The 13,309-nt window shown below is 75.1% G+C and carries 9 protein-coding genes; 6 read left to right on the forward strand and 3 right to left on the reverse strand.

Annotated features, from left to right (window positions below):
- Positions 1–101: 101 nt before the first annotated feature.
- The 3 genes from ABZ234_RS26725 to ABZ234_RS26735 form a co-directional block, all read right to left on the reverse strand.
- A complete protein-coding gene (locus ABZ234_RS26725; protein ID WP_355013869.1) occupies positions 102–1,070 on the reverse strand; it encodes a TIGR03557 family F420-dependent LLM class oxidoreductase in 969 nt (322 codons plus the stop codon).
- Positions 1,071–1,383: 313 nt separating this feature from the next.
- A complete protein-coding gene (locus ABZ234_RS26730; RefSeq protein ID WP_355013870.1) occupies positions 1,384–3,156 on the reverse strand; it encodes an ABC transporter ATP-binding protein in 1,773 nt (590 codons plus the stop codon).
- Positions 3,153–4,988, reverse strand: a complete 1,836-nt coding sequence (locus ABZ234_RS26735) for an ABC transporter ATP-binding protein (RefSeq protein WP_355013871.1) — start codon at positions 4,986–4,988, stop codon at positions 3,153–3,155. The genes ABZ234_RS26730 and ABZ234_RS26735 overlap by 4 nt, the downstream gene beginning before the upstream one ends.
- Positions 4,989–5,530: 542 nt before the next feature.
- On the opposite strand from ABZ234_RS26735, the gene ABZ234_RS26740 reads away from it, so the two are divergent.
- From ABZ234_RS26740 to ABZ234_RS26765, 6 genes are all read left to right on the forward strand, one after another.
- Positions 5,531–7,048, forward strand: coding sequence for a hypothetical protein (locus ABZ234_RS26740; protein ID WP_355013872.1), 1,518 nt, complete (start codon positions 5,531–5,533; stop codon positions 7,046–7,048).
- Between the two features lie 30 nt (positions 7,049–7,078).
- Complete coding sequence (locus tag ABZ234_RS26745) at positions 7,079–7,717, forward strand: NUDIX hydrolase (protein ID WP_355013873.1); 639 nt, start codon at positions 7,079–7,081, stop codon at positions 7,715–7,717.
- Positions 7,718–7,952: 235 nt separating this feature from the next.
- Positions 7,953–9,638, forward strand: coding sequence for an ATP-binding cassette domain-containing protein (locus tag ABZ234_RS26750; protein WP_355013874.1), 1,686 nt, complete (start codon positions 7,953–7,955; stop codon positions 9,636–9,638).
- Positions 9,639–9,708: 70 nt separating this feature from the next.
- A complete protein-coding gene (locus tag ABZ234_RS26755; protein ID WP_355013875.1) occupies positions 9,709–10,965 on the forward strand; it encodes a hypothetical protein in 1,257 nt (418 codons plus the stop codon).
- A gap of 81 nt (positions 10,966–11,046) precedes the next feature.
- The gene (locus tag ABZ234_RS26760) at positions 11,047–11,715 is read left to right on the forward strand and encodes a hypothetical protein (protein ID WP_355013876.1); all 669 of its coding nucleotides are present in this window, start codon (positions 11,047–11,049) and stop codon (positions 11,713–11,715) included.
- Positions 11,712–13,061 carry a hypothetical protein gene (locus ABZ234_RS26765; RefSeq protein WP_355013877.1) on the forward strand — a complete coding sequence of 450 codons (1,350 nt, stop codon included), beginning with the start codon at positions 11,712–11,714 and terminating at the stop codon, positions 13,059–13,061. Before ABZ234_RS26760 ends, ABZ234_RS26765 begins: the two co-directional genes overlap by 4 nt.
- Positions 13,062–13,309 lie beyond the last annotated feature (248 nt).

Consider the following 13,309-nt stretch of genomic DNA (forward strand, 5'->3'; position numbering starts at 1 on the left):
TCCGCCGTGTGCGCCGGGGCTGTGGTCGCCTGTCAACGGGTCCTCCCAGAGGTGTGCGCGGGGTCGTGCGGTGCGCCGGCAGGCCCGGCGGACGGCACGGCTCAGGACGGGGAGAGCGCGCGCAGGGGTCCGTCCAGCTCGCGCCGGTAGAAGTCGACGAACCCGTCGGGGTCGGGCCCCGCGTTCTGCATGACCAGGCGGTCGAAGCCCGCGTCCACGTACTTGCGGGCGGCCTCGACGTAGCGCTCGGGATCGGGCCCGCAGGCGAAGTGCGCCAGGACGTCCTCCTCCCGGACCGTGGTGGTGGCGGCCGCGAAGTTGACCGGGTTGGGCAGCTCGCTCATGACCTTCCACCCGGTCAGGGCCCAGCGGGAGGTCTCCAGGGCCGCCTGCGCGGCGGTGTGCTCGTCCTGCGCCCAGGCCATGGGCACCTCGGCGTAGCCCGGACCGTCGCCGCCGGCGTCGCGGTAGTCGCGCACGATCTCGCCCTTGGCCTCGGTGGCGAACAGCCCGTCGCCGAACTCGGCCGCGAGCCCGGCCGACACCCCTCCGCTGGCCGCCACGGCGATCAGCGGCAGGGTGTCGGGCAGGTCGAAGACGCGGGCGTCCTCCAGGCGCAGGTAGTCGCCCTCGTAGGACTGGTAGCCGCCGCTCCAGAGCAGGCGGATGATCTCCAGGGCCTCGCGCAGCATGTCGTGGCGCACGTGGACCGAGTCGGGGAACTCCTGGCCGACGACGTGCTCGTTGAGCCGCTCCCCGGAGCCGACGCCGAGGACGAAGCGCCCCTGGGAGACCAGGGCCAGGGTCGCGGCGGCCTGGGCGATGATCGCCGGGTGGTAGCGCACCGTCGGGCAGGTCACCCCGGTCACCAGCCCGATCCGCTCGGTCCTGGCCGCGATGGCGCCGAGCACGGTCCAGGTGAACGGCGAGTGGCCCTGGTTGTCCAGCCAGGGGTGGTAGTGGTCGCTGATCTCCACGAAGTCGAACCCGGCGCGCTCAGCCAGCACCGCCTGCCGGATGAGCTCCTCGGGCCCGAAGGCCTCGGTCGCCAGCTTGTACCCGATCTGCATGCGTCCCCCTGCTCGGTGGTGGTCCCGGGCGCCCGGCCGCACTCCCCCGGCCCGGCCCCGTTCACGTACGGGGCGTCGGACGGGCGCCCCGGCCCCCGTCCCCTCTCCCCGAGCACCCATACAACTATCGCGCGGGGCGCGGGCGGCGCTCCGACACACAGTGGGGCCCGCCCCCGGGCGGCGAGTCCGTCCGACCGTGTTCGGGCAGGTCAACGGTGTCCGGGCGTGACCGGGAGGGGTCGCGACGACCGCGGGCGGGAAGGTATCCCGGACGGCCGCCTTCCTCCCGGCACCACGGGTCCGGCACACCCGGTCAGACGAAGTACCGGGCCTGGAGGCGGAACAGCTCGGCATAGAGCCCGTCGGCCCGGATCAGCGCGTCGTGGTCACCGGTTTCGACGACACGGCCGCCGTCCAGGACCACGATGAGGTCAGCCGCCCGGGCGGTCGTGAAGCGGTGCGTGACCAGGACGGTCACGCCGCCCTCCTGTCGGCCCAGGTCGGCGTACTGCTGGAACAGCCACTCCTCGGCCCGTGCGTCGAGGCTGGCGGTGGGCTCGTCCAGGATCCGCAGCAGCGGCGCCCGCCGCATGGCCGACCGGGCGTTGGCGACCGTCTGCCACTGGCCGCCGGACAGCCCCTCGCCGTCCCACGACCTCCGCCCGAGCCGGGTGTCCAGGCCCTCGGGCAGCGAGGCGAGGAGCCTGTCGCCGCCGGCAGTCCGCAGCGCCTCGAGGACACGCTCCGGGTCGGCGCGGTGCTCGAGTCGGCCCAGCCCGACCGCGTCCCGCAGGGACATCTCGATGTGCACCGGGTCCTGGAAGGCCGCCGTGATCCGGGCGCGCCACTCGTCCGGGGCGAACTGCGCGAGATCGGTCCCGTCCACCAGGACGCGCCCCTCACCGGGCCGGTAGAGACCGCTGAGCATCTTGGCGAACGTCGACTTCCCCGCGCCGTTCTCACCGACCAGGGCCACCACGGCGCCGGCCGGGAGTGCGAGGTCGATGCCGCTCAGCGCGGGCCGATCGCGGTTCCAGTACCGGAAGCCGAGCCCCTCCACCTCGATGCCGCCCTCCAGCCGGGCGGGTACCGCCACCGTCGCGGCCGGCACGACGGCTGCCCGCTCCGCGGCGCCGTCCTCGACCACGTCGAGGAACGCCCGGGTCGCCCGGAGCGACTCCAGCGTCCAGAAGGACAGGTTCAGCAAACCCTGCACCTGGCCCGTGATCTGGCTGCTGACGGCGACGGCCGCGACGATGAGGCCGAGCGGGGCATCGCCGGCCAGGCCGGCCCGCACCATCAGGACGACGGCGGCAGCGTACGCCAGCACGAAGAGCATCCAGGCCAGTGCGACCGGTACCCGGGCCAGCCGGTCGGTCTCGGCGATGTCCCGGCCTCCGGAGTCCCACTCCTCGCGGTGCCTGCGCCGCAGCTCGCCCGCCAGGCCGAAGAGGCGGGTCTCGCGGCCGGGTGCGGCCGTCGTGGCGAGCGTGAACAAGTGGTCGGCCAGCCGGGTCCGGGGCGCAGCACGCTCCACGGCCCGGCCCCGTTTCCGGTCCGCCGCCCGGGTGGCCAGCACCGCGGGGACGGCGAAGAGCGGCAGGACGGCCAGGACGGGGACGACCGAGGCCATCAGGACGGCCGAGGCGATCAGGGCCAGCGCGGCTCCGGCCAGCCACATCAGCCGGTCGAAGCCCGGCCCGATCTCGCCTCGCGCCCCGCGGACCACCGCCGCCTTGTCGGAGCGGCTCGAACGCTCGTGGACCTCCAAGGTCGGCGTCGTGCCGACCACGTCGATGAACCGGTGCTCGACCTCGTTCTGTATCTCCTCCTGCAGGCGCAGGCGGGTGAAGTAGCCGGCGATGAAGGTGCCCTGGGTGAGCATGACGAAGACCGCCGTGCACAGCGCGACCGCCACCAGGCCTCTGGTCGAATGCCCGCTCGCCGCCTCGCTGAACAGTCCGATCGCCAAGGCGAGGCCGATCCCGGTGGCCTGTTCGAGGATCGCCACCGCCACCACGGCCAGGGAACGGAACCGGTCGATGCGTGGACCGGTCGTGAGGACGAAGCGCAGTGCGCCGATCACGACGACGCCTCCTCGAAGCGCTTCGCCTGCAGGCGGAACAGCTCGGCGTACCTGCCACCGGCGGCCATCAGGTCGTCGTGCGCGCCGTCCTCGACGATCCGGCCCTGATCGAGCACGACCACCCGCTCGGCCTTGCGCACGGTCGCGAACCGGTGGGAGATGGCGACGGTCGTGGCCCCTGCGGTCAGCTCGTGGAACGTGTCGTAGAGCTGGGCCTCGGCACGTGCGTCGAGGCTCGCGGCCGGCTCGTCCATGATCAGGAGCCGCGCGCCGTGCCGCAGGCCGAACAGCGCGCGGGCGATGGCGATGCGCTGCCACTCGCCGCCCGACGCGTCGACCCCGCCCGCGTACCCACCGGACATCACCGTGTCCCAGCCCTTCGGAAGTCCTTCGATGAACTCCAGCAGTCCGGCCTGCCTCGCCACGGCCCGCAGGCCCTCCCCGTCGTCCGCGTGAGTCAGGGAACCGAAGGCGATGTTGTCCCGCACGGTCAGCTCGTAGCGGCCGAAGTCCTGGAAGACGGCGACCACCTGGCGCTGCCAGCTGCGGCGGGCGGTGTCCTCGACCGGAGTCCCGCCGACGCGCACGCACCCCCCGCTCGGAGCGTCCAGGCCGGCGAGGAGCCGGGCCAGCGTCGTCTTGCCGGCCCCGTTGAGACCGACGACGGCGAGCGACTGGCCAGCGGGGATGTCGAGGTCGATGCCGCGCAGCACCTCGTCCGCGGCGCCGCCGTACCGGAAGCGCAGGTCCTCGCAGGAGACGGCCGCGACCGGTGCGGCCCAGGGGGCGGTGTCCGACCCGTCCGGCGACTCCACGACCGGAAAGGCGAACGCCTCGGCGGCCGCCTTCGAGCCGAAGCCGGTGCGGAGGTCGTCCTCGTCCGCTCGGAGCACCTGGAGCAGGGCCCGCAGGGCGAGGCCGCCGAGCGCCAGGTCGCCCACCGTCGTGCCTCCGGTGGCGGCCCGGTACGCCAGGTAGTAGAGGACCGAGGCGACCGTGACGCCGGTGACCACGACGACCACGACGACGAACAGGCGGTGCTCATGCCGCCGCCGCCAGACCTCCGCCATGTTCACGCGCCACTCCGCGTGGTAGGCGTCGCGGAAGAAGGACGTGAGACCGAAGAGGCGCACCTCCCGGGCCGCGCCCGGCGTGGTCGGCACATCCCGCAGGTAGGACGTCCGGCGGAGCTTCTCCGTCTGGTTCACGGTCTCGATGACGGCGGTCCTGTAGTTCCGGACCAGCCGGACGTGGAGCACGGCGAAGACGGCGAAGACGATGAGCCCCAGCCCCCAGGTGACCTGGGTGAGCAGAGCCGCGGAGCCGACGCCGGTCACCCACAGGGAGGCCTTGGCCGAGAAGCCGAAGACCGCTTCACCGGGCGGCATGTCGATGGTCCCGTTGCCCCGCGCCCGCGCGAGACGGCCCAGGTAGGCCGGATCCTCGAGGTGGCCGATGGTCGCCGGCTCCGAGGCGGCCGTCATCACGCGCTCGCTCAGCCGGCCGGTGACCCGCCGGCCGAGGTCCCGCCCCAGAGCCGTCCGCGCCGACTCGGTGACATGCGCGAGGAAGAACAGTGCGACGACGAGGGCGACCCAGCGGTAGCACTCCCGTGCCGCCGGGGTGTCCAGCCCCTGGCCGATGGCCGGGGTGAGCCCGTCCACCAGCCCGCCGATCCCGATGGTGATGCCGACCGGGGCCGCGCCGGCGAGAACGGCCAGCACCGTGGTCAGTGTGGCCGCGCCAGGTGCCACGGAGAAGGAGTAGCGGACCAGTGCGGGGAGCACCCACCGCGTCGCCGGGGGCGGCAGCGGGCTCGCGTCCGCGGTCACGCCCGCTCCCCGTCGCCTGGGCTGCGGGCGCTCGTGTCGCCGGAGCGGGTGCTGGGCATCTTTCCTCCTGGTCGGCTGCGGGTGCTTGCTGCCCGGCCGCTCCCGAGCCCCGGCACGCCGTCACTGCCGTGCCTTGCGGGTGGACGGAGCCGGAGGTTCTGCGAGGAGGACGTTACGGGGGAACCGCTCGGGAGGCGACAGGTTTTCCGGCGGCTGTCCGGAGCGTGGTGTGCCGGAGGGGTCCGCCCCGCTCGCAGGAGTGGGCACACGGCATGGGCGCCCCCGGCCGGGGCCGGCGCGGCCGGTGTTCCCGGAGCGGCCGAGTCGGCCCGTGCGCCGGTCCGCGCACCGGTCCGCGCCGCGGGACGGGTCCGCGCCGCGTGAAGAGCGGGCCGCCGCCGCGGAGCGGGGGGCGAAGGCCTCCGGGGCGCGCCGGGAGCCCCCGCTGTCCGAGAGGCGACGGGGAGGCCCTCCCGGTCCGCGGGTCGGCCACTCCGCCCCGGCTCCGCCCCGCGGGCGCTTCCCGAGGAAGGGCCGCCCCCATGCCCCCTCCGCCCGTCACCGACGACCGCTCCCCCGACGACGGCACCAGGCTGGACTTCGACGACCTGCCCGACGCCCCGGCCTTCGCCCAGGCCCTGGACAACCAGTGGATGCCCCCCGACCTGGCGGCCGAGCGCCAGGACGCCAGGCCGTGGGACGGCACGGACGAGGTCGACGCCGCGGCAGGCGCGGAGCTGCGCCGCGCACTGGTCAACAGCGGAACGCTGCTCGTCAACCGTGCTTTCCTGCTGAACAACCCGGTGCTCAACCGCCACTACGCCCCGGGGTGCGATCCCGGGGAGCGGGCGGCCCTGGCCGCCCTGCTCGACGAACGCGCGATCATCCCCTACCTGCTCTACGAGCGGTCGGCCGACGAGAGGCCCGCGTTCACGGTGGACGACGGCGTCTTCGACGCGTGGACCGAGCTCGTGCGCCAGACCCGTCCCGCCTGCCTGCGCTACTCCTGGGACGACGAGGCCAACTCCGCCTTCACGGCCGACACCAACCGGTTCTTCACCGAGCGCGTGGCACGCGTCCACGAGCTCGCCCCCCACCGTCTGGCCGAGGGCCTGGACCTGCCGCGCGAACAGGTGGACGACATGCGCCGGACCCTGCTGCGGGAGGTCGCGGCCTTCGCGGCCGGGGCCGAGCAGGACACCGGGCAGGTCACCCGCAGCACCGTCTACCAGCGCTTCCTCACCCGGGAGGGGACCCTGCCGCACGAGCGCCTGCTCCGGGAGGGCGACCACGTCGTGCCCGTCAAGCACCTGGTGGACCTCGTGTACAACACGGCCCTGCCCACCCTGGGCGGCGCCAACGCCCACACCCCTCCCCAGTCGCCCCCGCGGAGCGTGCTCCAGGAGCTGGACGGCGCGGGGCCCGAGGCGGACCCCGAGGCCCTGGCCCGCCTGCTCACCACCTTCCGCGGCGTCTACGCCGACACCCTGTACCGCGCCCTCGACGGGCCCAACTCCTACACGGACCTGTCGTTGCAGGCCGTCGTCCGGCTCAGGGCGAGCGCGGAGTGGAGGGCCTACACGGACGCGGTGGGCCGCCTGACCACCGGCCTGAGCTGGGACCGGGTCCCCGACGCCGAGGAGTTCGCCGAACTCACCAGGGCCGCGGCCCGGTCGCACGCGCAGATGCTGCGCACGGCGCGCAGGCTGGGCGGTCCGGCGGCCGAACGGGGCGGTCCCCGCTCGATCGTCACCGACCTGGTCCTCCAGGCGCCGGGGATGACGGTCACCGTCCTGTCGGAGGACAACCTCGTCCTGGCGGGGCTGGGGGTGGCCGCCGCCCAGGCGCCGCTGGTGGCGCGCCTGGTGTTCCGCGACCGGTTCTCGCCCGCCGCGAGGAGCCTGTCCCACAGCATCACGTTTCCGACCATGCGGCTGGGGAACGCCAAGAGCGACCTCGACGACATCGTCCGTCTGTTCAGGGAGGACCGCGGCCGGGTCCACGCCGACGACCGTGTCGCCGGACGCCCCTCCGACCAGCAGGTCAACGACGAGGAGTGACCCCTGGACGGGACCGACCGTGGGAGACCCGTGGATCCCTACACCGCGTTGCGCGCCTCACGCCCGGAGGAGTTCGCCAACCTCTCCGGGGGGATCGAGATCCTCACCGACCCGGAGGACGTGGCCAAGGCGCGGGAGCGCGCGGGCGGGAGCGTCGGCGTCGTCTACGCGGACGAGTACGTCACGGTGGTGCGGGACGCCGTGCGCTTCCCGGACGGCCGGCTGGGCGCCTACGTGCGCGTGCTGGGCTCGGACCGGGAGCCCGGCGCCGTCGTCCTCCCCCTGCTGGGCGACTCGGTGGTGCTGGTCGAGCACTTCCGGCACGCCACCCGGGCCTGGCACGTGGAGGCCCCGCGCGGGTTCGGCGAGGACGGCGAGCCCGGCGAGGCGGGTGTGCGCCGCGAGCTCCGCGAGGAGCTCGGCACGGAGGCCTCGGAGCTGTTCGACCTGGGCTCCGTGCACCCGGACTCGGGGCTTTTCGGCGGGCACGCCCGGCTGTGGGCCGCGCGGGTGGCGTCGCTGGGCCCGGTCGACGTCGGAGAGGGCCTCCGCCGCTCCCTGGTGGTGTCCCCGGGCGAGGCCGAGGAGATGGTCCGCGACGGGCGGATCACCGACGCCTTCACCATCGCGATCCTGACACGCGCCCGGATGCACGGGCTCCTCGACTGAGTCCGGCGGCGGAGGGTCCCGGCCGGGCGGCGGTGGCCGCCCTCGGCGAGGGCCTGGACGGGGACTCCTCCGGGACCCCGGGCCGACCCGGCGGCGCAGCCGGGCAGCCGGGCCGGACGGGCGGGACCGCGCCCCGCGGAAAACGGGTTGCCGACGCGGAGCGGGGCGTGGAAGCCTTCCGGGACGCGCCGGGCGACCCCGCGCGTCCCGGCAGAACCCCACGTGGAGAGCGGTCTTGGGCTACATCGACGTCAACCAGGTCAGTCACACCCTTCCCGACGGGCGGGTCCTGCTGGACGCGGTGTCCTTCCGGGTGGGCGAGGGTTCCAAGACGGCGCTGGTGGGGGCCAACGGCGCGGGCAAGAGCACCCTGCTGCGGATCGTGCGCGGCGATCAGCGCCCCGGGGAGGGAGCGGTCACCCTGGACGGCGAGCTGGGGGTGATGCCGCAGTTCATCGGGCACGTGCGCGACGAGACCACCGTGCACGAGCTGCTGGTGTCGGTGTCGCCGGCGGCGGTGCGCGAGGCGCACGCCGACGTGGAGGCCGCCGAGGCGGCGATGATGGTCGACGACGGCGAGAAGACGCAGATGCGCTACGCCGGGGCGATCGCCCGGTACGGGGACGCCGGGGGCTACGAGGCCGAGGTGGTGTGGGACCAGTGCTGCACGGCCGCACTGGGCGTCCCCTACGAGCGCTGCCGGTGGCGCGAGGTGCGCACCCTGTCGGGCGGTGAGCAGAAGCGCCTGGTCATCGAGGCCCTCCTGCGGGGGCCGTCGCCGCTCCTGCTGCTGGACGAGCCGGACAACTACCTGGACGTGCCCGGCAAGCGGTGGCTGGAGGAGGCCCTGCTGGCCTCCCCCAAGACCGTGCTGTTCGTCTCCCACGACCGCGAGCTGCTGAGCCGGGTCCCCGACCGCATCGTCACGGTCGAGCTGGGCGCCGCGGGCAACACCGCGTGGACGCACGGGGGCGCCTTCGACACCTACCACGCGGCGCGCCGGGAGCGGTTCGAGCGCCTGGACGAGCTGCGGCGGCGCTGGGACGAGGAGCACGCCAAGCTGAGGGCGCTGGTGGCCACCTACAAGCAGAAGGCGTCCTACAACTCGGACATGGCCTCGCGGTACCAGTCGGCCCGGACCCGCCTGCGCCGGTTCGAGGAGGCGGGGCCGCCGGAGAACCTGCCCCGGGAGCAGAACCTGCGGATGCGGCTGCGCGGCGGGCGCACCGGCAAGCGGGCCCTGGTGTGCGCGGGGCTGGAGCTGACGGGGCTGATGCGCCCGTTCGACCTGGAGGTCTGGTTCGGCGAGCGGGTGGCCGTGCTGGGCTCGAACGGGTCGGGGAAGTCGCACTTCCTGCGGCTTCTGGCCGGGGGCGGCAGCGACCCGGCGTCGACCCCGCTGTCGGAGGAGGAGCGGGCGCGGGTGCCCTCCGTGGAGCACTCCGGGACGGCCCGGCTGGGCGCGCGCGTGCTGCCCGGGTGGTTCGCGCAGACCCACGAGCACCCGGAGTTCGCGGGCCGCACGCTCCTGGACATCCTGCACCGGGGCGAGGGGTCCCGGCGGGGGATCCCGCGGGAGGAGTCGGGGCGGGCGCTGGACCGCTACGAGCTGGCGCCGGCCGCGGAGCAGGCGTTCGACACGCTGTCCGGCGGCCAGCAGGCGCGGTTCCAGGTGCTGCTGCTGGAGCTGTCGGGGACGACCATGCTGCTGCTGGACGAGCCGACGGACAACCTGGACGTGGTGTCGGCGGAGGCGCTGGAGTCGGCGCTGGAGGCCTACCAGGGCACGATCCTGGCGGTCACGCACGACCGGTGGTTCGCGCGGGGGTTCGACCGGTTCGTCGTGTTCGGCGCGGACGGGAGCGTGTACGAGGCCCCCGAGCCGGTGTGGGACGAGGCGCGGGTGCGCCGCGCGAGGTAGGGCGGGCGCGTCCCTGGCCCGGGCGGGGGGTATCCTCCTGGGAATCCCCCGGATCCACCGGAGAATCCCCATGCCGCATCCCCCTCGGCCCGCACGCCCCCTGCCCCCGGCGTCCTCCGAGCCCGCCCCCGCGGGCGGGCGGAGAAGACCCGGGACGCGGGCGGTGCGGGCGCTCCTCCCTGTCTCCCTCGCCGTGCTGTGCGCCCTCGGACCGACGTCCCCGGCCGCGGCCGGGGACTGGAGCTACGAGGAGATGGCCACGGTCCGGGCGGCCGCCCTGTCCGAGGACCCCCTCTACGTCGGCCCCCTGCACGCCGGCGACCTGGCCGAGCAGGACGCGCAGGCCCTGCGCGCACGCCTGGCCCGGGCGGACGTCCCCGTGTACGTCGTCCTCATCGGCCGGGACGCCGGTCTGGACGACTACGTCGCCGACCTGGCCCGGCACTCCGACGCCGACGGCCACTTCTTCGTCGTGGGCCGGGACGGGGAGACGCTGCACGGCCTGCACTCGGGAACGGACGGGGCGTCGGACCGGGAGGAGGACCCGGCCCGGCTGACGGCGGAGGCGGTCAACGCCGACCGGGGCCTCATCGGCGCCCCGCTGGACGAACGCCTCGGCCGTGCGGTCGACCTCGTGGAGCGGGGTGGTCCGACCGGGGCCCCCGGCTGGGCCTCCGTCCTCACCGCGGCGGCCTCCGTCCTCGTGGGCGTGCTGCTCTGCGCGGGGGCCTGGCGGTTGGTGCTGCGCTGGGCGCGCAGACCGGTCCGCGTGGCACCCCTGACCGAGGAGGTCGTGCGAACCGTCGACCGGGCCCAGCAGGACGAGTACCGGGAGCGGCTCGCCGAGCGCCTCACCGGGTGCGGTCAGCGCGTGGCGTCCCACACCTCCGGCCCGGGGCGGATGGGGGCAGCGCTGGAGGCCTACGACGCCGCCGCGAAGGTCCTCGACGCCGCCGACGACATGTCCGACCTGGTCGGAGCGCACGTCCTCCTCGACATGTGCGACGCGGCCCTCGACGGCGGGCCCCCTCCCCCGCACTGCTTCTTCGACCCGCGGCACCACGGCGGGACCGCCCACGTCCGGTGGCGCGCCCCCGCCTCGTTCGACTCGGTCAGGGTCCTGGCCTGCCGCGCGTGCCGCAAGGAGGTCCGGGCGCACCGGACACCCGCCGCCGTGCCGGACTCCAGCGGTGCGCGCCCCCTGCCCTACTACGCGGTACCGCCCGAGGAGAGCGTATGGGCGGCGACCGGATACGGAACCCTCGGCTCCGACCTTCCGGGGCGCGTCATGCAAGGCGGGCACCGCGGCAAGCGGCGCGGCGTCTGACCGCACGGTACGCGCGGGGCCCGAGCGGGGCGGCCCCTGCGCGGACGAGCTGGAGCCCCGCCCCGAGCCGAAGGACCGCACATGATCCCTCCCCCGCTCCTTCCGGCCCTCGCCCTGGCGGCCCTGTCGGCCGTCCTGGTCGGGGCGTCCGCCCCCGCACACGCCGACCCCGTGGGCGATTTCTACGCCCTCATGCTGGAGGAACACGACGGCGTGTTCGTGGACGAGGAGCTCGCCGGGGTCCTCGACCGGGAGGAGACCGCCGACGGCCTCCGCGCTGTCGCCGACGGCTACGATGTCCGGCTCAGCCTGCTGGTGGTCTCGGGGGTGTCCGACCTCGGCACCCTCGACCGGATCGCGCGGATCTCCACCGAGGAGAGCGCCGACCCGGTCCTCGTCCTCTCCCTCGACACGGCGATGATCGGCCGGGCCAACCTCGACGCGTCGGGGATCCCCGGCGCCGCGGTGGACCACGCCTCGTACACGGGGGTCCGGCCCGAGCACCCCGCCGACAAGCTGAACCACGTCCTGCGGGTGGCGGACCACCCCGACGTGGAGGAGATGGCCCTGGCAGCCGAGGCGGAGTACCACGCGGCGTCCGACGGGCACGGGGACGGCCCGGGGCCTGACGCCGCCCCCGGGTCCGTGTGGCCGGGGGCAGCGGGGGTCTCGGCCGGGCTCTTCGCCGGGTGGGGCCTGGTCGCCGCCTGCGTGGCCGGGCAGCGCGCGGCCGGGCGGTGGAAGCGGTGAACCGCGCCCCGTGTCCGCCGTACCCCGGCCTCCGGAGACTCCTTCGCACGGTCCTCCTCACGTCCTGCTGCCTGGCGGTGTGGACGGCGGCCGCCCCCGGGGCGGCCGCGGACACGGGCCCCCCGACGACCGTCGGGGAGATCGGGGACCTGGCCCGCGTGGAGCGCGTGGCCGCCGAACTGGAGCGGGCGCCCCTCTACGTCCACCACGGAACCGTCGGCCACTGGTCGGAGGAGGACCTGGAACGGATCGGAGCGCGGCTCGGCTCGCCTCCCCTCGCGGACCACCCCGTCCACGTGGTCGTGTACCCGTCCGTGCCCTCCGACGAGACCGGGGGGCAGCCGTCGCTGTTCCTGCACGCGCTGCACGAGGTTTCGGGGCGCGACGGGGTGTACGTGGCCCTGACCGTCGACAGCCGGATCGCGGTGGAGGCCTTCGGCAGCACTCTGCGGCCCCCGGAGGTCGAACCCGCGCTGCTCGATCCCTCCGAGGGACTCGTGGGCAGGGCCGACCAGGTCCTGGACCGGTTGGAGGACGCCCCGACGGGGCCCGCGGCGTCGACCGGGATCACCCCGGACCCGGACGCGGAGATGTTCTGGGCCCCGATGGAGTTCACGACCCGGCCCGGGGCCCCGGATCAGGACGCGGCGCCCGACGGGGGCCGCTCCTCCCTCCTCCGCGGTTTCCTGGTGCCCTGGTTCCTCCCGTACGGGGTGGCGGCCGGCGTGGTGTCGGCCGCCGCCTTCCTGGGCCTGCGCGGTGCCGTGCGGTCCGGCCGCCGGGACGCGGCGCGCACGGGCGGAGAGGTACCCGCCTCCGCCAGGACCCGCGTGCACATGGCGCCGGCGCGGCCCCGGCGCTGGTTCGTCCGTCCCCTCCTGGCCCTCGAACTCGGACGCCTCCGCCGGCGTGTCGAGCGGCTGCCCTCCGACCGCGCCGGGGCCGTCGGCGCCCGGCAGGCCTACGACGCGGCCGGCCTGATCGCCCGGTCGCCCGGGATGCCGGTCACCGCGCTGGTCTGCGCCGTCGTCCTGGTCCGCTACGGGGAGCAGTTCCTGGACGATCCGGAGAGCCCGCTGAACGCCCCGTGCGAGGCCAACGCGCTGCACGGGCCGGCGACCGGTCGGCGTCGGGCGGGGTGGGGGCCCGACCGGCGGTCGTGGCACCTGTGCTCCCGGTGCTCGGCCGCGGTGGACCGGCGGAAGGGGAGACGGAGGGGCTACCTCGCCGGTCCGGCCTCACCCGGGCCGCGCGGCGGCCCCGCCCGCGCCGGGGACTTCTGGACGAGGACCGCCTACACGCCGGACACTGCCTTCGAGCTGGTCCGACGCAGGGTCGGTGTCTGAGGTCCGGGCCTCCCCGGCTTCCTGTCCGCCCGGTCGTGCCCTGTCGGCGGCGTCCACCGGGTCCGTCCCCCGGGCGCTCCCGGCGGGAGGCCGGGCCGCTCCCCCGGGGGGTAGGGGGAGCGACCCGGCCCGTCTGCGCGGCGGCCGGGCGCCGGGCCGCGTGGTCACCCGCGGTGTCCGGACCGGGGGCGCGAGCCCGGGGTCCTCATAGCTTTCGTACGAATTGCGCCGTGTGGCGCCACAATCTA

The sequence above is a fragment of the Nocardiopsis sp. NPDC006198 genome (genome assembly GCF_040613895.1).
In the GTDB taxonomy this organism is placed as follows: domain Bacteria; phylum Actinomycetota; class Actinomycetes; order Streptosporangiales; family Streptosporangiaceae; genus Nocardiopsis; species Nocardiopsis tropica.